Here is a 19,803-nt window from a genome sequence, read left to right as displayed (position 1 = left end):
GTTTATAAATATCGAAGCTCATTTTCTGGATTTTCACATTGAAAAAATCGGATATGTGCAATTTATGATTTTTATGTGCCGTTCTAGTGTTAATTCCAAGATTAGTCACCTATAATCCTGTTTAGTTACACGATCCACTCTAAATAGCTTTATGACTTAAGTAGTAATAGAAAATAGATTTAGAGCAAGAACCGATAGATTCTTGCCCTTAACCTTTACCACGCTTTATTTTACATATATTTCCATAAGTTTTTGGCAATTTTAGTTTGTCCGTGCTCATCTGCCCGTTTCGCTCCATTTTCTATTAATTTTTCTCGTAGCTCTTCGCTTTGGAGCACACTTGTGATTCCTTCTGCTAGGACATTACAATTACCAGGTGGAACTAATACACCGTATCCTTCTGCAAGCAAATAAGAAAGACCACCAATATCACTGCCAACTACAGGAGTGCCACATGCCATTGCTTCAAGCGCTGCGAGCCCGAAGCCTTCCTTGTTGGATGGCAGTACACAAACTGCAGCTGCATTGAGCCAACCTGAAACTTCAACCTGTGACAGAGGTCCTTCAAGGTTGACATCGTTTATATCAAGTACATAACCATAAAAGCACCGTTGAATACCAGTCTTTTTCTTTACATTTGATTTAATTGTGGCACAGTCCTTTAGGAGTACTCGTCCAACCCCATCTATAGGTTAAGTGCAATACTTCACAATCTTCCTTAAAAAAAATTTGTTTGTCTTATACAGATTTTTAAAAAATAAGATGGATTTTCATCATACCAGGGATCAGCAAAGCACCCCATATCAAAGTAATCCATGCCGCAAAAATCATAGCAAGGGACGAAAATGTAGCTTCATTCTCACCATATTCCATGGCTTTATTTGTGCCGGCACCATGTGCGCCCATTCCTAATGCTAGCCCTCTAGCAATCGGCGTTTTAATTGACAACCACTTAATTACCATCGGACCGACCATCCCGCCAATCACACCAGTTAAGATAACGAAAACAGTCGTCAATGTCGGCAAGCCGCCAATTTCTTTGGAGACCTCAATCGCAATCGGAGTCGTAATCGACCTAGGAATAATGGATGTGATAAAGTCAGGATTTAAGTGAAACATTTTAGACAGAACAAAAGTTGAAAAAATCGCCACTAAAGTACCTGTAGTGATACTTAAAATGATCGTGCCCAAATATTTTTTTACAATCTTTAAGTTTTTATAAATAGGTACTGCAAACGCAATGGTTGCCGGTCCTAGCAAATGAGTGAGCAACTGAGAGTCCTTCAGATATTGATTAGCTGACACATGCGTGAGAAAGATCAGAACAATCAATAGAATTGGTGCAATCAATAATGGATGAAAAAACGGAATCGCCCATTTTCCATAAATCTTTTTGGAAATGCGGTATATGATATATGTAATGACGGTAAACAGGATCGTCATCATATCTGCTCACTCCTTTTTCTTCCAGTGATTTTCTCTGCAACTAACGCTGTCATCCCCATTACAATAATGGTACTAATTACAATCAATACAATGATTTCCGCTCCTTGTAAGCTGAAAATGTCGTTATAATTTACAATACCTACTGCTGATGGAATAAAGAAAAGCAACAATTCCGCCATCAGCCAATTGGCTCCTTTTTCAACCCATTCCAGCTTTATGATTTTGCAGCATAGTGCCAGAAATAGGAGACAAAGTCCGTACATGGAAGCAGGAATGGGAAGTGGAATCACTTCTTTAAGTGCTGCTCCAAGAAATAAAAAAACATGTAAAAATAATACTTGTATGATAATTACTCCAAGCTTCATTCTAAAAATCCTTTCTAAAAAATGGAGGAAAGATTCTCCTGATTGAAATCAACATAGAGTAATGTTACGACTATTTTTGTCATTCGTAAAATACATATTCAGAATGATTTTCATAACTATTAGTTATAATGACTCCTTTAAAATGAAATCAATAAAGGTTCTAGTTGCATTGGAAGTATACCGGTCTCTTTTGGTAATCACTACCAAGCTCCACAAAATGGTTTGCTTAAGATCAATAATTTTAATATCCTTTTTAATTGCCCGATTACAAATAGACTGTGGTAGAATAGTTATTCCTAGATTCTCAGCGACCATTTCTGTCATCAGATCCCATTGGGAGCTTTTAAATAAAATCTTAGGCTCAAAACCCGCTTCAATGAAATAGTTTCTCATGATTTTATTGAGAGCGAATTCTTCATGATAAAAGATAAATTCTTCATCCTTTAATTCCTTTAAATCTACCTTACTTCGTGAAGCTAATCGATGGTGCTTATAGACCAGCAGCTTCATTTCCTCTTCCACGATAGGGTAGACCTGAAATTGCTGTTCATCAATTGGCAACACTGCAACCCCGAGCTCAAATTCACCTTCTTCAATACTCTTCACTACTCTGGCCCCGCCATATTCGGTGATATTCAATTCGATATTCGGATATGCATGATGAAATTTTGCCATGACTTTTGGAAAAAATAAACTTCCTATAAAAGGTGGCAGCCCAATGGTAACCTGACCTCTTGTGAGATTTGTCATATCATTTAACGTTCTTTTCATTTCATCTTGTAAAACGTTCATTTTCAGGGCATATTCGAGTACCACCTTCCCGGCGTCAGTCAGATCACTCGTTTTATTGGTTCTAATAATCAGGATCATCCCAAGCTCTTCTTCTAACGCCATGATGGCTTTACTCAAAGCTGGTTGTGAAATATGCATAGACTCAGCAGCTTTTGTAATGCTTTTATGCTTTGCCACTTCAACGAATATTCTTAATTGCCGTAATTCCAAAACAGGCACCTCCTCAATTATGAGAAGTTTAACAAAGAAAGCCTAGAAGTCAAAATTATATTCTTTCCAATCCATTATCCAGCTGGCTCCGCTCCTTCTAAAGGGCCTTTAAGATCAAATAAAGCTCTTCCAAATGTTTAATTTCGTAGGTCGGAATTACTTCATTTCGCTCCTTGTTATGCCGATTAATCCAAACTGATTTCATTCCTGCCCGATTTGCGCCTAAAATATCTGTCATCAAGTTGTCTCCGACCATAATGGCTTCATCTTTATGTATGGACATAAGTGTTAAGGCATGTTCAAAAATAGATGGATCCGGCTTTCCTCTTCCAAAATCACCTGAAATGACAATTTGATCAAAATAAGGAACCAGCTCCGGCGTAATCGTAAGTTTTGTATTTTGCAGGTCTGGTGAGCCATTTGTTAAAAGAAGAAGCTGATATTTTCCTTTTAGATTTTCTAAAATTTTGAAGGATTCTTCATACACAAACGGTGCCTTCCGTCGCTCTTTAGGGAAAATCTCTGCTAATTCTTGGCCAAACTGCGGGTTATCTAAACCCATCTTTTTTAGCCCTGCAGTCCAAGCATCTCTTCGGTAGTTTGGAACGGTTTCTTTCATTTTTCTAAAATCATCATGATGATCATCCAAAAAATCCCCCCATAAACCTTCAAACGGATTGATTCCAATCATTTGTGTAAAAGAGTAAAATTCATAGGAGGAATAAAGCTCTCTTGCTGCTTCTCGCACTGCTTCTTCTAAATGATGATGGTCGATTTCGTACCGTTCTTCTGCTAATTTACACGTGGCAAAAAAAGCTTCCTTTACGCTTTTTTGATCCCATAGGAGTGTATCATCTAAATCAAAAAATATTGCTTTTATCATTTTAGAACCCCACTTTATTTTTAGATATTTTATAATATTTTATCATCTTTAAATATAAATGTCGTTTTCGAAATCATCTTTTTGACTATCCATTGACAGTTATATCATTACATGATAATATTTATCTCGAATTAAAGATATTTTAATTCAAAATAAAATGTTTTAAGCAGTAATGTGGAAAAATAATAATATTCTCAAATGGGAGGATTTAAAATGAACGGATTAAAAGGGATTCATCACGTAACAGCAATTACTAGCAGTGCCGAAAAGAACTATGAATTTTTCACTTACGTATTAGGGATGCGTTTAGTAAAAAAAACCGTTAACCAAGATGATATTCAAACCTATCATTTATTTTTTGCCGATGATACCGGCAGCCCTGGGACAGATATGACATTCTTCGATTTCCCCGGCATTCCCAAAGGCGTCCATGGGACAAATGAGATTTCGAAAACATCTTTCCGCGTACCAAGCGATGCTGCGCTTAATTACTGGGTGAAACGGTTTGACCGTTTGAAAGTCAAACATACTGGAATTATTGAGCAATTTGGTAAAAAAACATTATCCTTTGTTGATTTTGATGATCAACAATACCAATTGATTTCTGATGAAAACAATAAAGGGGTAGTATCCGGTGCCCCTTGGCAAAAAGGACCGATTCCTTTAGAGCATGCGATTACGGGATTAGGGCCCATCTTTGTTCGTATTGCTAATTTTGATTACTTTAAGGAAATGATGGAAAAAGTTCTCCAATTTAAAGAAATCGCTAATGAAGGAGATTTTCATTTATTCGAAGTAGGCGAAGGTGGAAATGGAGCTCAGGTCGTTGTTGAATATAATACGGAGCTTCCTCAGGCCCGACAAGGCTTTGGTACCGTCCACCATACCGCATTTCGCGTTGAAAATCGGGCTGTTCTAGAAGAATGGATTGAACGGATCGAAAGCTTCGGATTCCAAACATCCGGTTTTGTTGACCGTTTCTTTTTTGGATCATTGTATGTAAGAGTCGCACCACAAATCTTATTTGAGTTTGCCACTGATGGACCAGGCTTTATGGGCGACGAGCCATATGAAACGCTCGGTGAAAAACTATCCTTGCCTCCATTCTTGGAACCAAAGCGTGAAACCATCGAAAAATTAGTACGACCAATTGATACCGTTAGAAGTACTAAGGAAATCGTTAAGGAAAATGAATAAAAAGGATATGTAAAAATTCCATGTTGATATTTAACTCAAAGAAGAAAACTTCATTTTTAGTATAATTGCTAATGAAAAAGGCCGATTTTCTCCAAAAATAGAAGTTAAAAATCTAAAAGTGTTACCAACAAGAATTTTACGTGACCGATCTCATTCATTTTTCCCGAAAATGGGCATGTAAAAATTGTTTACATGACCGAAACCATTCATTTTTCCCAAAACCGGGCACGTAAAAAGGTTTACGTGCCCGATATCATGCATTTTCATCGAAACTGGGCACGTAAAAAGATTTACGTGCCCGATATTATGCATTTTCACCGAAGCCAGTTACGTAAAAAGATTTTCGTGCCCGATATCATGCATTTTCACCGAAGCTGGTAACGTAAAAAGATTTTCATGCCCGATATCATGCATTTTCACCGAAGCTGGTAACGTAAAAAGATTTTCATGCCAATATCATGCATTTTCCCCAAAACCGGGCACGTAAAAAGGTTTACGTGCCCGATATCATGCATTTTCCCCAAAACCGGGCACGTAAACAGATTTACGTGCCCGATATCATGTATTTTCACCGAAGCCAGTAACGTAAAAAGATTTTCATGCCCGATATCATGCATTTTCACCGAAGCTAGTAACGTATATTGTTTTTCCAATTGGAAAAAGTATCTATACATATACATTTGGAAACTGGAGGATATCCATGATTTACATTTATCATGATTTTGGCGGAACGCATACAACAGCGATGGCAGCAGCCTACCATTTAAAGTTCCTTTCACCATCCTCACAATCACTAACCCAGAAAGAAATATTAGCCATTCCCTTTTTTAATAAATTGAAGAAAAAAGATGCTGGCAGGCTTATTTTTCACGGGAAGGATGAGGAAGGAAATCCCGTTTATACGATTGGAAGGAGAAATTCTAAGTTGGTCATTCCCGCATTAAAAGATTTATGTTCTATATTTGAAGAGAGATACGATTTCGATGAAAAAATTATTTTTTCGGATACTTCCCCTACAGTACCGCTAGCAATGACGTTTGGTGGTTTATTCTCTCGAGGATTAGGAATCGATTTTATTGGAGTACCGCTCCTGATAAAAGGAGCACAGAAATGTGGAAACCATGTTTATCAATTAGTAGAAAGCACAAAGCAAATTGCTCACGACAATAAGGATCAAAAAATTATCACCATCGAAAATAAACGTTTTCAAGCTTGAAGAAAGAGGATGCCCCTAAAGTGTTAGACCCTTTGGGACATCCTCTACTATTTCAATTTATAATGTAATAATAATTGGACCATCTTTCGTCACGATCATCGTATGCTCATACTGGGCTACAAAGCTTTCCTCTGTCACATAGGTCCATCCGTCCCCTGCCTCAAAAACTTCCTCTTCAAGGGTTGAGATAAAAGGTTCAAACGCAATGACCATGCCTTCCTTCAATAAGGCATCCTCTGAAGGCTCATAGTAATTGAAAATATACTCAGGCTTTTCGTGAATCGTCCGTCCGATACCGTGTCCTGTCAAGTTTTTGATGACAGTAAATCCATGCTGCCTCGCCGTTTGATAAACGACTTTTCCCATTCCACTTAATTTGGATCCAGGCTTAACCTTTTTTAAACCAGCCTCAAATGCTTTTTTGGCAACTTCGCATAGATTACTAATGACTTGATCCCCGTTTCCAACGACAATCGAAATTCCAGTATCAGCGAAATAGCCATTCTTGGAACCAGAAACATCAATATTGACAAGATCGCCTTCCTGAATAACCCGATTTCCTGGAATGCCGTGTGCCACCTCTTCATTGACACTAATACATGTATAGCCGGGAAAATCGTATACTCCTTTTGGAGCGGAAACAGCACCTTCCTGCTCAAAAAGTTTTCCGGCTATTTCATCCAATTCTTTCGTAGTGATGCCAGGCTTCGTTCTCCGTACCAATTCATCTCTTACCAGAGCACAAATTCTGCCAATTTCTTTCAAACCGTTAATATCTTCTTCTGTCTTTGCAATCATGTCTTTTCCCTACTTCTTCTATTTTTTTCTCGTATAATATTGTAGCTTTTCTTTGATGAAAAATACAAGCTATTCGCCAAAAACAGTTTCCCTATTAAATAATTTAGCGTTAACTCCATACAATAACTTTAATCACCGTTAGGAGTAGATTTTTCGTGAAAAAAATTCTTATGCTTATTTTTACTGTTTTTTGCTTTTCTGAAACTAATGCTTTTGCCGCTATGAGAGAGCGACCTGAATATGAAAAAACAGGGAATGTCATTTGGGAAATCAATACAAAGGAAAAAATGGTCGCACTCACTTTTGATGACGGACCACATCCGGTTTTCACCCCGCTCATTCTTGATCTATTAGCAAAATATGATGCTAAAGCAACCTTTTTTGTAACGGGCAAGAAGGCCATATTGTATCCAGAAATTTTGAGAAGGGAAGTTAAAGAAGGACATGAAGTAGCAAATCATACATATAACCATATAAACAATCCAAATATTTCTGCCACCAAATTATCATCTGAAATAGTCAAAACCGACCGCATTATTCAAAAAATCATTGGTTATAAACCTGTTCTCTACCGCCCTGTAGCAGGTCATTATAATGATGTGATTGTGAATACAGCTGTAAAAAATGGGAAACTTGTCGTCATGTGGTCCTGGCATATGGATCCAAAAGACTGGAATAACCCACCTGCAAGCAAAATTATAAAAAGAATAACAAATGGGATCAAACCTGGCAATATTATTGTACTCCATGATTGGCATGGCACCGAACTGTCGCAATCCTGCCAAACGGTCCTAGCGTTAGAAAAGATTTTGGAGTTTTTCTCCAAACAAGGTTATAGGTGTGTAACCGTATCAGAAATGCTTTACCGTTCAAAAATTAACATCCCAGAACCGTTCTATCCCTTCAGCATGTATATAAAATAGGTCATAGCAAATACTTTCAATGTGACTAATGAAAAGGAGGACTAAACATGGACGCACAACGCGCTCAGGAAATTGCTAATTCACAAACCATGGCTAATGTAACCTACAATGGATCACGGATTTATATTGAACATGTTGACCAGCAAAACGGAACAGCTACAATTCATTCTCTTGATGAACCAACGAACAAGCAAAATGTTTCTGTAGGAAATCTAATGGAGCAATGAATTGAAATAAAACACCACTTTTCACGAGTGGTGTTTTATTTTTCCATGATGCATATCAGATAAGTATATGGGTTCGTTCCGTTTTTTTGATCGGCATCTAAACCCTATGATCTTATTCATCGATATATATTCGGTCTCCGGTCCTTGGGTTGATAAAAACACGTGTTTTAACCTGAGAAACTGGATCAATAGATACCTCTTCTGTCGGCACAAATCCTTCAGGGATGTTCCTTCTTTGTGTTTTATACCGTTTATCTTTGCGTTTGGAAAAAATCCAAAAGAAAAGAACAAAGATAATTTGGAATAAAAAGTAATACAGGAGCCAGTGCATTTTTATTCAGCCTTTTCAATAACAACTGCTGTTCCGTATGCGACAATTTCACTCATGTTTTGCCCGATTTCGCCCGAATCATACCGAAACATAATGACGGCATTAGCACCCATTGCATGAGCATTTTTTATTAAACGGTCAATTGCTTGTTTTCTTGCATCTTCAAGCATTTCTGTGTATTCTTTTATTTCACCGCCGATCAAAGAACGGAGACTCGCGGTCACTTGCCCGGCAAAACCACGGCTTCTTACCACCAGCCCATAGCAAGCTCCCTTTACTTCTTTAATTTTGTACCCTGCAATGTTTTCTGTCGTTACAATGATCATGATAATCTCTCCTCAATTTTTATATGTATTACACTTAATCTACGTAGTTTAGCATGCTATATAAATGAAAAATCATTCATTTAAATATGTATACAAATGTCAATATTATTATGAGCAAAAATTATTGCAAAACTTTTCCTTACCATCGATTTTCGTAGCTACTAATTAAATTCAAATTCAGGAACCGATTAGGTTTGCTGAAATAATAGCGTTTGGCCTCCATACACATTTGTTCCACCAGGAAAGATACGTGTTCCTTTGTTTCAACACCTCCACCTATAACTTGAAGATGGAGGTTGTGTGCCATTTCAAAAATTGTCTTAACAATGCTTTCATCATGAGAGTCTGTAATACTATCGCGAATAAAGGATTGATCTACTTTTAATCGATCAATCGGAAACTTTTTAAGATAAAGAAGAGAACTATATCCAGTCCCGAAATCATCGATGCTGATTTTTACACCGGTCTTTTTCAAATCATTAAATGTAGTGATGGCACGCTCAACGTCCACTGTCATGCTTTCTGTAATCTCAAGTTCTAGATACTTCGGATCTAGTCCAGTTTCACTTAAGTTTTTTCGAACAATTTCGGTCAAATTCAATTGAAAAAATTGTTTTGCAGTTATGTTCACCGAAACCGTATTTTAGGGGGGAACCTGCTTCCAGCCACTTTTTGTTTTGCTCACACACATTTCGTAGTACCCATTCTCCAATCGAGATATTAAGACCTCTTTTTTTGTAAATCAATTATTAATGACATTTATTATTTTTTAAATGCCTACTTTTAGATCGTCATTTTGGTTTTTAAAATGAAGACTATTTTTTTAAAATCTTGTCAGTCTCTTCATAATCTCTTTTTTTCGTTCCCTGTCTATTATTCTTGTCAAATCAAGTGCAAATTCATGTCCTTTATGTTTTGCTCTTAATACTTCTTTTTCTGCTCTTTTGACACTTTCTTCATCATCTGTTACTACAATCACTTTTCGGAGCATGTTCTTCCCCCTCGTTCGGTGGTATGAAACAAGAAATTTTCAACCCCATTTCCATATCCACCAAATTGGTAGTTTTTTGTTACTTATAGCATCTCAAAAAATGATTTTTGGTGTCAACTGTAAAAATCGCCTCCATTCAGAATTTTAATTCTATACAAAAAACGAAGATGTCTCTAAAGTGTCTGACCTCCACCTAACACACAATATATAGTCGCTAATGAAGCAAAGTTCAACTAAAAATTGTTGGCTGAGTGGTTTGACACTTTTTTGGGACATCCTCGAAAAAATTTACCTATTACTCTATTCAGTTAGACTATTCACTTAGTGACTTCATTAAGGCATCTAGATTCTTTTTCATCACGCCAAGATAGTCAAGTCCTTGCTGTTGATCTTCTTTTGTTAGGCCTTCAAGCGGGTTTAAGACTTCGGTTTGGGCACCGATTTCGTTGGCTAAAGTCTGAGCAACTTTTGATGAAGTTAATCCTTCAAAATAGATTACTTTAATATTTTTCTTCTTCGTTAAATTGGCTAATTCAGTCAGTTTACCTAATGTTGGCTCAACGTCTGGAGATAGTCCTGCAATCGGAATTTGCGTTAACCCATATTGCTTGGCGAGATAGCCGAATGCAGCATGCTGGGTAACAAACTCTTTTTTCTTTGCATGACTAAGAGTTTCTTTATATTGCTGATCCAAGTCAACAAGCTTCTTTTTAAATGCTTCAGCATTTTGTTCATATTGCTGTTTATGCTTTGGATCTGATTGTTCAAGAGCTTTCGTGATATTATCAACTTCTTTTTCTGCTAAAACCGGTGAAAGCCACACATGCGGATCCATAGATGCTTTCGAACCATCTTCTTCCCCGGTGGTTGCATTCATTAATTTAATTCCACTAGAAGCTTCTACTACTTTTAATTTTGAATGGTTCATACTTCCTAACACTTTATCTGCCCAAGTTTCAAAATATTTACTATTGTAAATAAAAACATCGGCATCTTGAATTCTGGCCATATCTTTTGTGGTTGGTTCCCAATCATGCGGTTCTACTCCGTTAGGTATCAGCATATCTACATTCGCTAAATCTCCCGCTACTTGTTTCGTAAAATAATACATAGGATAAAAGGTGGTGACGATTTGCAGTTTTTTTGATTTGGTATTATCTCCTGTAACCTGGCTTGCATTCGAGCAGCCACTAGCCACCAATAATACAACGATAAGCGTTAAAAAAAGTTTTTTCACTCTTTCAGTCTCCCCATTCTCTATCTTTAAATTGGAATTATTACGATTTATTTCGCATATTCATATTTTCGACGATTGATTTTAAGATTCATAGATTAATTAATCGTAATGGTTACGAATTGTATCGTAATCGGTTTCTGTAGCGAAGTCAATCTTTTTTTTCATAAAGTTCTGCTATGAAAATCTCAAATCGCCTGAAACTCGACCATTACCTAAATCAAAATTTCTTATTTTAAGGCTGGGTTGTGTTAAACTTGCCTGTTGATTTGCGCGCAAGAAGCGAGCATCCGCGGGCTTTCCGGGGAACCTCCTCGGCCCCGTACTCCCGCAGGACGTTGAATCAGCATCCTTGAATCAACACCGCACGAAGGAAATGCGATAGCATTTTCGAGGATCTCGCGCATTCCACTCCGATCAACATAGTTCCAAAGATCAACAATGACCTTTAACACAGCCTTAAAAAAGGAAAAGGTCGCTCTTATCGAACGACCTTTCTCATCGTATGTAAATAGTTCATTAAGAATTCTAATTAATAGTGGTAATTGTTATACAATTAGACGTAAAATGAAAATAGGAGGATCTATATTTTGAAAATTTCCACATCAATCGGTTTGTGCTCTTTTCTTTAGTGTCAATTTCACTTTCTTAATATCTGTGACATTATTTTTTGCCATTAACAAATAACACAATGCAGCAGGAATAAGAAATACTTGCAACAGTGATAAGGTGATGATATAACTGTTTGGCTCTTTATAATGAACCGAAATGATACTTAGCAAAAAACCTACGCCAATATTTCCAAGCGTTCTACCTAAGCTGTTTGAAAGGTTTGCCATACTGAATGCCGTTCCTCTATGCTCTGGTAAATTTACATCTGTTATAAGTGCCAGCCAGTTTGGTGTGTTTGCAGATTGCGCAGCAGAAGCAAAGAGTGATAAGACAAACAATAATGCAATCCATGGGTTCGTGACGATTTGTTTTAATAATTGAACAAAAATTAGGATCGCATTTGTCCCTTCAGGGAGTGATAGACCAGTCATTGGTACCATAAACATAAGAATGTATAGCGGCATTGTAAGAAACACAAAGATGGCAGTTAAATAAGCTCGTCCTTTAAAGGACTTCTTTTGTAGCCTGTCTCCGAGATGTCCAAAATATACTGAGCTCATTCCTCCGATTTGAAAAATGGCATAAAGATAACCGGATGCGATGATGGCTGTGTCCATCCCATAGCCTTGCTGTACTATTTTGTATATGTATAAGGTAGGTAACCAGATTAGGCTGCCTATCGAAATATTCATAAATAATGCTTGTAAAAATAAGAATAGGTTGCTACGTTTAAATAAAATCATTCTTAAATGCTTAGCTTTTATGACATAATCATATGATTGTCCCTTTTTCATGGCTTCCAGAAGCTCAGGCTCAGCTTTCCCACGGGTAGGCTCTTCTACAAATAAATACAAAATGATTAAGAAAAAGCCAATAAACCCGACGATTTCAAATGGTGTTCGCCAACTGGTTCTGGTCGCGATTAACGATGCCATTAGGGCTCCAGCAATCCCGCCTAAGCCTTGGGTCATACCCCAAAGACTTAACACCATACCTCGCATCCGATATGGTATGGAATCAGTTAGCACACTGAATCCGATAGAGGCAATACATCCCAGTCCTATACCGGTAATGATTTGGAATAATAAAAGTTGGAAATAACTTTTACTAATTGACGTTAAAAATACAGATAATACCCATATAAGAGTTCCAATAATGATTAACTTTTTCCGTTTAAATTTACCGGAAAGATATCCCCAATATATGGAGGATAGTGCTGTAACTAAAATATTTGCTGCTGATACAACGCCCATTTTAGCAATATTCACATCTAAATCTGCTGCAATTTTAGAAAATAGTGGCGGAAATAGGCCAATTATTATATTATCAAAGGCAGCGAGTGCAATAAATACAAAGATTGTATAAATGATTTTAAAATTATTCTTTTCCAAATATGTTTAAAGCTCCTTTATGGTAAGATAATGAAAGTAGAAAAGGTACATATGCTACATCGAGTATAACCTAAATCTTAAAAAAGTATTAACTTTGTGAGCACTTGTCTCAAAATGGACTGATTTTGCTATAATTATAGCAGGTTTTAAGAAAGGCTTGGTAAAATGCGTAAAAATATCCTAATTATTTCATCAGATCATACTGGTCATGGACATAAAAGTATCACTGAATCTTTATTTGAGCAAATAAAGGACGATTCTGATGTCCGGATTCATGTAATCGATGGATTTTCGCTTGGTGGACCGATACTTCTTAATGTTGGAAAGTCGTACGGGCCAATCACCAGAACAGCAGAAAGTCTTTGGAAACTAGTATGGAACGTCTCCGCACTAAAGCCGAAGATGGTTGACAACCTTATTGAAATGCTTATAAAAGAGAATTTTTTAAAGTTATTAGACGAGGTAAAACCAGATCTGATTTTATCTGTTCATCCGAATTTTAATGGTTCAATATTAAATATCTTAGAAAAGCAACAAATTAAAATTCCTTTTATCATTCTAATTGCAGACTTGGTAAATATTTATCCCCTTTGGGCGGATAAACGGGCAGATTACATTATTAGCCCAACGACCGAAGCAAGAGATAAATGTATCGAATACGGTATTCCAGATGAGAATATTAAAGTGCTTGGATTCCCAGTACGCTCTAGGTTTTTCCGAAACAATCCAAAAAGGAAAGTGACATATAAAAAAGGAACTCCTTTAAATTGCTTAATAATGAGCGGTGGTGAAGGTGTCGGAAACATGAAGACCATCGCTGAAAATCTGCTTGACAATTTTGATTGTAGGGTAAAAATTGTCGCCGGTAGAAATGAAAAATTAAAAGCAAAATTAGAGCACTCCCTTAATTCTAAATATGGAGATAGAGTGGAAATTTTCGGTTTCACCAAAAACATTCAAGATTTAATGTTAAGCTCTGATATTGCCTTTACAAGAGGAAGTCCAAATGTCATGTTTGAAGCGATTGCTGCTAATGTCCCGATCGTCATTACAGGCGCTTTACCCGGACAAGAGGAAAGCAATCCCGCTTTTGCCCAAAAAGCAAATTTAGGGGTTATATGTAAGGATACAGATGATATTAAAGATACCATTCATCAATTACTTGAAAATGATTGTGAAAAACTAAATGAAATAATCAGCTGTCAAAGGAAGTTTATTAATTCCCATGCTGCGGAAGACATTTTACAATTCCTTTTGGATGTAGAAGGCAATTCTTATGTTCCTGCCGTTAACTTTTCTTACAATTAACAAAAAGGCTACTTTCGAAATGATTAGTTTATCAACATGTGAAGAATTACTTTACTGTTTTAAACTGATCCTATTTATGGTTCGATGACGATTTAGCACTAACTAGTTGTCGATTCCGTACATAGAGGGAGAAAGATAGCCTTTTTCCTTTACTCGGAATATCAAAGAGGAGGAAATGTGATGTTTCAGGAGGTATGGTCCCATATGCACCCTATTGTGGTGCATTTTCCTATTGTTCTCATCATTATAGCAACGTGTTATGATTTATTTTGGATTATCACAAAACAAAGGATATCTCCTAAGCAAGGTTTTTGGTTGTGGACTCTTGCCTTTCTTACAGCATGGTTAGCGGTTGGCACTGGTCCAGAAGAAGATGCCAGAGGGAATACGAATGTTTTCGAATACCATCAAAACTTGGCGGACCTCACCACAGGACTAACCTTTATTGTTGTTGCTTTCCGATTCTTTTTTCTGTTTAAAAAGAAAGAATTTCGAAAATCTTTATTAATTATTTATTGCCTGCTCTCGTTAACATGCTCTGCTGCCATTCTTTCTGTTGGCTACTTTGGCGGCAAAATGGTCTATGACCAAGGTGTTGGCGTAAAAATGAACGGCAAATATGTAAATCCTCCAAAACCTGAACATCATGGTGATTAATCATTTTTCACAAAAGCTTTGTTAATTTTTGATGTTGTTTTTTTGAAAGACTGTTAAACTTGCCTGTTGATTTGCGCTCAAGAAGCGAGCATCCGCGGGCGTTCCGGGGAGCCTCGCGCCTGTGTGGTCTCCCCTGCCCCGTACTCCCGCAGGACGTTGAATCAGCATCTTTGAATCTACACCGCACGAAGGAAATGCAATAGCATTTTCGAGGATCTCGCGCCTTCCGCTCCAATCAACGTAGTTTCAAAAATCAACAATGACCTTTAACACAGCCTTTTGAAAAAATCTCGGTTATTGTTCACTAAAAAATTTTGGTGACTGAAACCATGTTTTTATGTGCCATTTCATCATAAATACCTTTTTTATCTATTAAAAAGAGCTCCGTTTGTAATTTCGAAGCCCTTTTTTTGTAGAAATCAGAATTCGATTTCAAGCTGGTTAATCTAAAACTTAAATGGTTCTTTCAATCAATCTAATTTATATAATTTCCTTTGCAAGTACTCTCTTCTATCCTCGATATATTCTAACATAACAGTTATTTCTTTATCGAAATCATCTATTTTTCCCTTTTTATAAGGGTCCTTGAGTACAAAGGGTCTGATGGATTGTAACAGATGTTCTATCTTAGGAGTCATATATTCAACGGTAAATTTATGGCTCAAGTTATCTTCAAGAATGCTTCGATATTGCTTTCTGTAATTATCAACGTCCAGCAGCCGTGCTGTTAATGTATTATATCCATCTATCGGGACGTACCCTGCCTCCATGTACTTACCATTGACATCCCTTCCCCAGGTTGCATCGTAATCCCATGGAATGATCCCAAACTGCTCAGTCTCCCCATTGCGATAAAGAGCATAATTATGAACGAAGCCATCATAATTGGAGGTAAAAATGACACCTGCCATCCATCGTAAGTATTGATCCACATTCAAATATTTAATAATTTCTTTTTCAAACTCCGCCCTAGTGGTCGTATTAATTTTGTAAATGAAATCTTCCAAATGGGAATGATCTTTTTCAGTTCCAATTTTTATTTCATAGCCTAATTCAAGGGATTTTTTGATTTCCTTATCTAAGTCACTAATAAGAGAAAAATTAGCATCTCCATCAACTGCATAAAAAATTGCTCCATCTGGAAGATTTCTTCTTTTTAAAAAATCCTCATCCACCGATTCGATTTCCAGATACACCCCTTCTGCTTTTCCATTTAGGGTTAAAAAAACATGTCTGGCGTTTGGAGATATTACACCAATGTCAGTAAAAAAATCAAATGACAGTTTGTTACGGATTAAAGAAGGGTCTCTGAACTCGGAATTTAAATGAACAAGTTTGGACCCCTTAAATTTTTTTGGCTTATAATAATTGATCTGATAAGACTTTTTATGATAATCGCGGATATGAGACCCCCGATAACTTATATCAACTTCAAGTTTTTTCCCTTCAACCTTTAATTGGGCAGGAATGGGATCATCAATCCAAATATCTCTTTTAAGTTCCCTAAGGTCATAAGGATTTACAAAAAGCTTATACAAAGGTAAATTTACAGTCTCGTCCATTGTCATCCCTCCTTCTTTATTTTTATGAAACAAAGTGCATGCCTGCTACAAATGGACAGCAATTTTTGATGATTGGGCCATTGTCTCATACCAATAGATTCGATAAAACGTAATGTAATAAAAGAAGAGAGAGTTTTTAATGGGTAATTAATTTTCGTACTCCCTTTTCAATTTCAAAAGGAGGTGCAAAAAAATGGAAGATTTTTCTTCGGAGGATATTCAAAATGCAGCAAATGAAGTTAGAGGAACAGACTTTGGGGATTTTATGTTCAGGGATCCGGGCTTTAATCGCACTTCAAGGAAACGGACTTCCCGTCGAATCACTTCACGAAAACAGACTTCCCGTCGGAAGACTTCACGAAAACAGACTACTCGTGTGAAAACTTCACGAAAACGGACTTCTTGTCGGCACACTTCAAGAAAACGTACGTCCCGCCGTACTACACGCAGAAGACCAACAGAATGCAGAAGGTGTGTCAATACAATACAGGGCAATTATCAAATAGAAAGATGTTGGGATGGTAATAACATGTCTTATTTCAGAATGGCAAGAAGATAAATTCTTCTCTTTCGATAAAATGTAATAATAAAGATGGGAAAGGAAACAAGTGCTCCCTTTCCCATTTTTATTTTGTTTTAGATGGTGTCCCAAAAGTATAACTTTTAGGAGCACCCCCTTCTATTAATTGTCTGTTAAACTTGGCTGTTGATTTCCGCTCTAGTGGCGGTCTGGGGAGCCTCCTCGGCGCTACCTGCGCCTGCGGGTCTCCCCTGCCCGTACTCCCGCAGGAGTCGAGCGCCTTCCGCTCCAATCAACTTTGCTGAAAAATTATCATGAACTTTGTACATATTGTGGTGCCTGTCACATTTTGGGACAGCCCCTTATTTATGGTGATTAGGAATCACACAGCTGCCATCCTTACAGCCTGCTTCATCCACACTTCCTGTGGAAAGATCCTGTAATATCGGCGAAGCGGATTCCTCTTCCAACACTTTTTGTAGTGCCCCTTTAAAGGTTTCAAGCGGCTGTGCGCCAGAAATGGCGTATTTTTGATTGATGACAAAATATGGTACACCCGTAATTCTGTACTGTTGGGCAATCTCTTCATCAACGCGGACATCATTTGCAAAGGCATTTTGGTCATGAAGGACAGCTAAAGCTTCTTGACGATCTAAACCTACAGCTGCGGCTATATCTGCTAGTGTTTCATACTCACCAATATGTTTTGATTCGGTAAAATAGGCATATAAAAGCTTCTCAGAGACTTCGGCTTCTTTCCCATGTATTTTTGCAAATTTAGCTAAACGGTGAGCATCAAAGGTATTTATCTCCTTCATATTCTCAAAATGATAGGATAACCCAACACTCGCCGCTTGCTCGCTTACGTTTCGAGTCATTTGTTTTGCCTGCTCTAATGTCATTCCATATTTCCTTGCTAACATTTCATACACACTCTGCTCATTTTTTTGGGGTACATTAGGATCAAGCTCAAAGCTTTTAAACTCCACCTCGACTTGATCCTTTTGTGGAAACTGTTCCAACGCCTCTTCTAAACGACGCTTTCCAATATAACAAAACGGACAGACATAATCCGACCATACTTCAATTTTCATGAAAACACCTCATTTTCTTTAGTAATCAAATCGTATCATAAGCAAAAATAAAAAAGAACATTCTTGCTCAGTCACCCGTTTTCAATTAAACACCGTTAAAAAAAGTGCCGCTCAGTAAGAGGGCACTTTTTAGTGCTGCTTATTTTAAAAAAAACACAAAGACTTCGTGATGATAGCACACTTCCTAGTGATTACCATGTTCAAATTCATCTTCAAGCTTTTTAATCTCTTCAATTGATTTTTCGAGAGCGGCTTGTGGACCATGAAAGTGTTTCTTGTAGTAGCCTAAGTCCATCAGAATTAACAGGACAAGCATTCCACCTAAGGCGTATGCTGCCATTTGATTCGGCGGAATAACCATAATGATCGATATAAAAATGATCCAAATGATGCTGATGATATTGATTGGTTTGCTCCATTTCCCTAAGCTCCATGGACCATAATGTTTTGGTAAAAAATCTCCCTTTGCTTCAGCTCTAAGTTTAAGGAAAATCGGAATTCCATATGCCACATATAATCCCACAACGCTCACTGCCGTTAAAAACGCAATCGTAGAGTACCCTGCATTTGGGTTGACGAGCTTTGTAATATAGTCGATTAATGCCAATGCAAAAGAGAGGATAACGGAGAGCCAGATAGCTTTTGCCGGGGTTCGATATTTTCTGCTGATTTCGGCCCAGTGACGGCTTCCTGGCATCCCTTTATCCCTTGAAAAAGCGTACATCATCCTTGAAAACGATGTAATCGAGGAGAGTCCACAGAAAAACATCGCAAAGGTGACTAGCCAAAGAACGATATTTCCAAACGTCCCCCCTAATGCTTGGCTGATGACGTAGATAAAGGCATTGTCTGATTTAACCGCACCGCTAGCATCATGAATCGAAAGCGTTACAAAGGCCAGCATAATAAAACCAAAGACAAACGAAAATGCAACAGAATTAAAAATTCCCCATGGGGCACGCACCCGAGGATGAACGGTTTCTTCAATCGTATGAGCTGATGCATCATAACCCGTGAAGGTCCATTGTGCCTGTAATAATCCAATTAAGAAGGCCAAGAAATACGGTTTATCAGAAAAGGTTTTTCCCACCTGAAACAAATAATCAATCGGCTGCAGGCCGTTTTTTGTAAAAAAGGCTAAACTGACCACTAAGATGGCGACAACACCCATATGATACCAAGCGGAAAAGTCGTTTAATTTTGCAACAATTTTAATTCCAACGTGATTGAGAATTCCATGTAAAAGGAGAACAATGCCAAAAACGATTAGGATCGTTGTATCGGTAGAGGTATAGTTGAAGGTTCCAGCTAGAAGTGGATCGGCGAATAGGGCTACGGAGTAATCGATTCCGGCTACAATTCCAATTTGTCCAATTAAGTTAATCCACGCAGTATACCAGCCAATTCTAGTACCTTTTAACGCTGCAGCCCAGTGGTACAGCGCTCCTGCAGTAGGAATAGCCGATGCTAGTTCTGCCAGTGAGGCCGCAATTAATAGAACGAAAAACGCGACAATGGTCCAGCCAAAGCCCATCATCCCTGAACCGCCATAAAGCAGTCCATGACCATAAAGGGATACGGCACCTGTTAAAATGGAAATAATTGAGAATGAGATCGCAAAATTTGAAAACCCACCCATGTCGCGTAAAAGCTCTTGGGCATATCCGTAGTGATTAAGGTGTTTCTTGTCTTCAAGCAATTGTTGGCTCTTATTTTTCAT

The 19,803-nt window shown here is 37.6% G+C and carries 23 protein-coding genes; 7 read left to right on the top strand and 16 right to left on the bottom strand.

Features of this window, described 5'->3' with window-relative positions; translation table 11 throughout:
• Positions 1 to 230: 230 nt before the first annotated feature.
• The 5 genes from BN1082_RS13115 to BN1082_RS13095 form a co-directional block, all read right to left on the bottom strand.
• Complete coding sequence (locus tag BN1082_RS13115; protein WP_281177026.1) at positions 231 to 584, bottom strand: glycosyltransferase family 4 protein; 354 nt, start codon at positions 582 to 584, stop codon at positions 231 to 233.
• 166 nt (positions 585 to 750) lie between these two features.
• Positions 751 to 1,446 carry an LrgB family protein gene (locus tag BN1082_RS13110; RefSeq protein WP_090635065.1) on the bottom strand — a complete coding sequence of 232 codons (696 nt, stop codon included), beginning with the start codon at positions 1,444 to 1,446 and terminating at the stop codon, positions 751 to 753.
• The gene (locus BN1082_RS13105; protein WP_090635064.1) at positions 1,443 to 1,811 is read right to left on the bottom strand and encodes a CidA/LrgA family protein; all 369 of its coding nucleotides are present in this window, start codon (positions 1,809 to 1,811) and stop codon (positions 1,443 to 1,445) included. The genes BN1082_RS13110 and BN1082_RS13105 overlap by 4 nt, the downstream gene beginning before the upstream one ends.
• Before the next feature lie 123 nt (positions 1,812 to 1,934).
• Positions 1,935 to 2,813 (bottom strand): LysR family transcriptional regulator, encoded by an 879-nt coding sequence (locus tag BN1082_RS13100; RefSeq protein WP_176699775.1) that lies wholly within the window; start codon positions 2,811 to 2,813, stop codon positions 1,935 to 1,937.
• Positions 2,814 to 2,910: 97 nt separating this feature from the next.
• The gene (locus BN1082_RS13095; protein ID WP_090635062.1) at positions 2,911 to 3,696 is read right to left on the bottom strand and encodes an HAD family hydrolase; all 786 of its coding nucleotides are present in this window, start codon (positions 3,694 to 3,696) and stop codon (positions 2,911 to 2,913) included.
• 213 nt (positions 3,697 to 3,909) lie between these two features.
• Here BN1082_RS13095 and BN1082_RS13090 point away from each other — a divergent pair, with 213 nt between their 5' ends.
• Positions 3,910 to 4,893: a ring-cleaving dioxygenase gene (locus BN1082_RS13090; protein WP_090635061.1), complete on the top strand. Its 984-nt coding sequence runs from the start codon at positions 3,910 to 3,912 to the stop codon at positions 4,891 to 4,893.
• 416 nt (positions 4,894 to 5,309) lie between these two features.
• Here the strand turns inward: BN1082_RS13090 and BN1082_RS27005 are convergent, their stop codons facing one another.
• On the bottom strand, positions 5,310 to 5,573 hold the full coding sequence (locus tag BN1082_RS27005; RefSeq protein WP_176699773.1) for a hypothetical protein: 264 nt from the start codon (positions 5,571 to 5,573) through the stop codon (positions 5,310 to 5,312).
• 20 nt (positions 5,574 to 5,593) lie between these two features.
• Between BN1082_RS27005 and BN1082_RS13085 the strand changes: the two genes are divergently transcribed.
• A complete protein-coding gene (locus BN1082_RS13085; protein ID WP_090635060.1) occupies positions 5,594 to 6,109 on the top strand; it encodes a DUF3189 family protein in 516 nt (171 codons plus the stop codon).
• A gap of 57 nt (positions 6,110 to 6,166) precedes the next feature.
• Here BN1082_RS13085 and map read toward each other — a convergent pair whose 3' ends face one another.
• Positions 6,167 to 6,907 carry a type I methionyl aminopeptidase gene (map, locus tag BN1082_RS13080; RefSeq protein ID WP_090635059.1) on the bottom strand — a complete coding sequence of 247 codons (741 nt, stop codon included), beginning with the start codon at positions 6,905 to 6,907 and terminating at the stop codon, positions 6,167 to 6,169.
• Positions 6,908 to 7,062: 155 nt separating this feature from the next.
• Between map and BN1082_RS13075 the strand changes: the two genes are divergently transcribed.
• Positions 7,063 to 7,830: a polysaccharide deacetylase family protein gene (locus tag BN1082_RS13075; protein WP_090635058.1), complete on the top strand. Its 768-nt coding sequence runs from the start codon at positions 7,063 to 7,065 to the stop codon at positions 7,828 to 7,830.
• 47 nt (positions 7,831 to 7,877) lie between these two features.
• A complete protein-coding gene (locus BN1082_RS13070; RefSeq protein ID WP_090635057.1) occupies positions 7,878 to 8,057 on the top strand; it encodes a small acid-soluble spore protein H in 180 nt (59 codons plus the stop codon).
• Positions 8,058 to 8,169: 112 nt separating this feature from the next.
• Here the strand turns inward: BN1082_RS13070 and BN1082_RS13065 are convergent, their stop codons facing one another.
• The 6 genes from BN1082_RS13065 to BN1082_RS13045 all read right to left on the bottom strand — a co-directional run bounded on the left by BN1082_RS13065 (position 8,170) and on the right by BN1082_RS13045 (position 12,942).
• The gene (locus BN1082_RS13065) at positions 8,170 to 8,388 is read right to left on the bottom strand and encodes a hypothetical protein (RefSeq protein ID WP_090635056.1); all 219 of its coding nucleotides are present in this window, start codon (positions 8,386 to 8,388) and stop codon (positions 8,170 to 8,172) included.
• A gap of 2 nt (positions 8,389 to 8,390) precedes the next feature.
• Positions 8,391 to 8,714 (bottom strand): heavy metal-binding domain-containing protein, encoded by a 324-nt coding sequence (locus BN1082_RS13060; protein ID WP_090635055.1) that lies wholly within the window; start codon positions 8,712 to 8,714, stop codon positions 8,391 to 8,393.
• A gap of 139 nt (positions 8,715 to 8,853) precedes the next feature.
• Positions 8,854 to 9,345 (bottom strand): EAL domain-containing protein, encoded by a 492-nt coding sequence (locus BN1082_RS13055; RefSeq protein ID WP_090635054.1) that lies wholly within the window; start codon positions 9,343 to 9,345, stop codon positions 8,854 to 8,856.
• 192 nt (positions 9,346 to 9,537) lie between these two features.
• A complete protein-coding gene (locus BN1082_RS27500) occupies positions 9,538 to 9,705 on the bottom strand; it encodes a hypothetical protein (RefSeq protein ID WP_176699771.1) in 168 nt (55 codons plus the stop codon).
• Between the two features lie 313 nt (positions 9,706 to 10,018).
• Complete coding sequence (locus BN1082_RS13050) at positions 10,019 to 10,942, bottom strand: metal ABC transporter substrate-binding protein (RefSeq protein WP_090635053.1); 924 nt, start codon at positions 10,940 to 10,942, stop codon at positions 10,019 to 10,021.
• 602 nt (positions 10,943 to 11,544) lie between these two features.
• A complete protein-coding gene (locus BN1082_RS13045) occupies positions 11,545 to 12,942 on the bottom strand; it encodes an MFS transporter (protein WP_176699770.1) in 1,398 nt (465 codons plus the stop codon).
• 165 nt (positions 12,943 to 13,107) lie between these two features.
• On the opposite strand from BN1082_RS13045, the gene BN1082_RS13040 reads away from it, so the two are divergent.
• Positions 13,108 to 14,250: an MGDG synthase family glycosyltransferase gene (locus BN1082_RS13040; RefSeq protein WP_090635052.1), complete on the top strand. Its 1,143-nt coding sequence runs from the start codon at positions 13,108 to 13,110 to the stop codon at positions 14,248 to 14,250.
• A 180-nt stretch (positions 14,251 to 14,430) separates the two neighbouring features.
• Positions 14,431 to 14,907 (top strand): DUF2231 domain-containing protein, encoded by a 477-nt coding sequence (locus BN1082_RS13035; RefSeq protein ID WP_090635051.1) that lies wholly within the window; start codon positions 14,431 to 14,433, stop codon positions 14,905 to 14,907.
• Positions 14,908 to 15,377: 470 nt separating this feature from the next.
• Here BN1082_RS13035 and BN1082_RS13030 read toward each other — a convergent pair whose 3' ends face one another.
• The gene (locus BN1082_RS13030) at positions 15,378 to 16,469 is read right to left on the bottom strand and encodes a CotH kinase family protein (RefSeq protein WP_090635050.1); all 1,092 of its coding nucleotides are present in this window, start codon (positions 16,467 to 16,469) and stop codon (positions 15,378 to 15,380) included.
• A 193-nt stretch (positions 16,470 to 16,662) separates the two neighbouring features.
• On the opposite strand from BN1082_RS13030, the gene BN1082_RS28885 reads away from it, so the two are divergent.
• The gene (locus tag BN1082_RS28885) at positions 16,663 to 17,028 is read left to right on the top strand and encodes a CotG/ExsB N-terminal domain-containing protein (protein ID WP_425412150.1); all 366 of its coding nucleotides are present in this window, start codon (positions 16,663 to 16,665) and stop codon (positions 17,026 to 17,028) included.
• 323 nt (positions 17,029 to 17,351) lie between these two features.
• Here the strand turns inward: BN1082_RS28885 and BN1082_RS13025 are convergent, their stop codons facing one another.
• Together BN1082_RS13025 and BN1082_RS13020 are read right to left on the bottom strand one after the other, a co-directional pair.
• Positions 17,352 to 18,083, bottom strand: coding sequence for a DsbA family oxidoreductase (locus BN1082_RS13025; RefSeq protein WP_090635049.1), 732 nt, complete (start codon positions 18,081 to 18,083; stop codon positions 17,352 to 17,354).
• Positions 18,084 to 18,267: 184 nt separating this feature from the next.
• Positions 18,268 to 19,803 (bottom strand): amino acid permease, encoded by a 1,536-nt coding sequence (locus BN1082_RS13020; RefSeq protein WP_090635048.1) that lies wholly within the window; start codon positions 19,801 to 19,803, stop codon positions 18,268 to 18,270.

Origin of the sequence: Neobacillus massiliamazoniensis (assembly GCF_001048695.1) — a bacterium.
In the GTDB taxonomy this organism is placed as follows: Bacteria; Bacillota; Bacilli; order Bacillales; family Cytobacillaceae; genus Neobacillus; species Neobacillus massiliamazoniensis.
Note: the sequence above shows the minus strand (reverse complement) of the source record. Positions and strands in the feature narration are given on the sequence as shown.

Excerpts from the sequence above, each read along its gene's own strand:
- map (WP_090635059.1), bottom strand. The coding sequence starts at position 6,907 with ATGATTGCAAAGACAGAAGAAGATATTAACGGTTTGAAAGAAATTGGC.
- BN1082_RS13070 (WP_090635057.1), top strand. The coding sequence starts at position 7,878 with ATGGACGCACAACGCGCTCAGGAAATTGCTAATTCACAAACCATGGCT.
- BN1082_RS13065 (WP_090635056.1), bottom strand. The coding sequence starts at position 8,388 with ATGCACTGGCTCCTGTATTACTTTTTATTCCAAATTATCTTTGTTCTT.
- BN1082_RS13025 (WP_090635049.1), bottom strand. The coding sequence starts at position 18,083 with ATGAAAATTGAAGTATGGTCGGATTATGTCTGTCCGTTTTGTTATATT.
- BN1082_RS13090 (WP_090635061.1), top strand. The coding sequence starts at position 3,910 with ATGAACGGATTAAAAGGGATTCATCACGTAACAGCAATTACTAGCAGT.
- BN1082_RS13035 (WP_090635051.1), top strand. The coding sequence starts at position 14,431 with ATGTTTCAGGAGGTATGGTCCCATATGCACCCTATTGTGGTGCATTTT.
- BN1082_RS28885 (WP_425412150.1), top strand. The coding sequence starts at position 16,663 with ATGGAAGATTTTTCTTCGGAGGATATTCAAAATGCAGCAAATGAAGTT.
- BN1082_RS13060 (WP_090635055.1), bottom strand. The coding sequence starts at position 8,714 with ATGATCATTGTAACGACAGAAAACATTGCAGGGTACAAAATTAAAGAA.
- BN1082_RS13085 (WP_090635060.1), top strand. The coding sequence starts at position 5,594 with ATGATTTACATTTATCATGATTTTGGCGGAACGCATACAACAGCGATG.
- BN1082_RS13040 (WP_090635052.1), top strand. The coding sequence starts at position 13,108 with ATGCGTAAAAATATCCTAATTATTTCATCAGATCATACTGGTCATGGA.
- BN1082_RS13095 (WP_090635062.1), bottom strand. The coding sequence starts at position 3,696 with ATGATAAAAGCAATATTTTTTGATTTAGATGATACACTCCTATGGGAT.
- BN1082_RS13110 (WP_090635065.1), bottom strand. The coding sequence starts at position 1,446 with ATGATGACGATCCTGTTTACCGTCATTACATATATCATATACCGCATT.
- BN1082_RS27500 (WP_176699771.1), bottom strand. The coding sequence starts at position 9,705 with ATGCTCCGAAAAGTGATTGTAGTAACAGATGATGAAGAAAGTGTCAAA.
- BN1082_RS13030 (WP_090635050.1), bottom strand. The coding sequence starts at position 16,469 with ATGGACGAGACTGTAAATTTACCTTTGTATAAGCTTTTTGTAAATCCT.
- BN1082_RS27005 (WP_176699773.1), bottom strand. The coding sequence starts at position 5,573 with ATGTATATGTATAGATACTTTTTCCAATTGGAAAAACAATATACGTTA.
- BN1082_RS13105 (WP_090635064.1), bottom strand. The coding sequence starts at position 1,811 with ATGAAGCTTGGAGTAATTATCATACAAGTATTATTTTTACATGTTTTT.
- BN1082_RS13020 (WP_090635048.1), bottom strand. The coding sequence starts at position 19,803 with ATGAAAAATAAGAGCCAACAATTGCTTGAAGACAAGAAACACCTTAAT.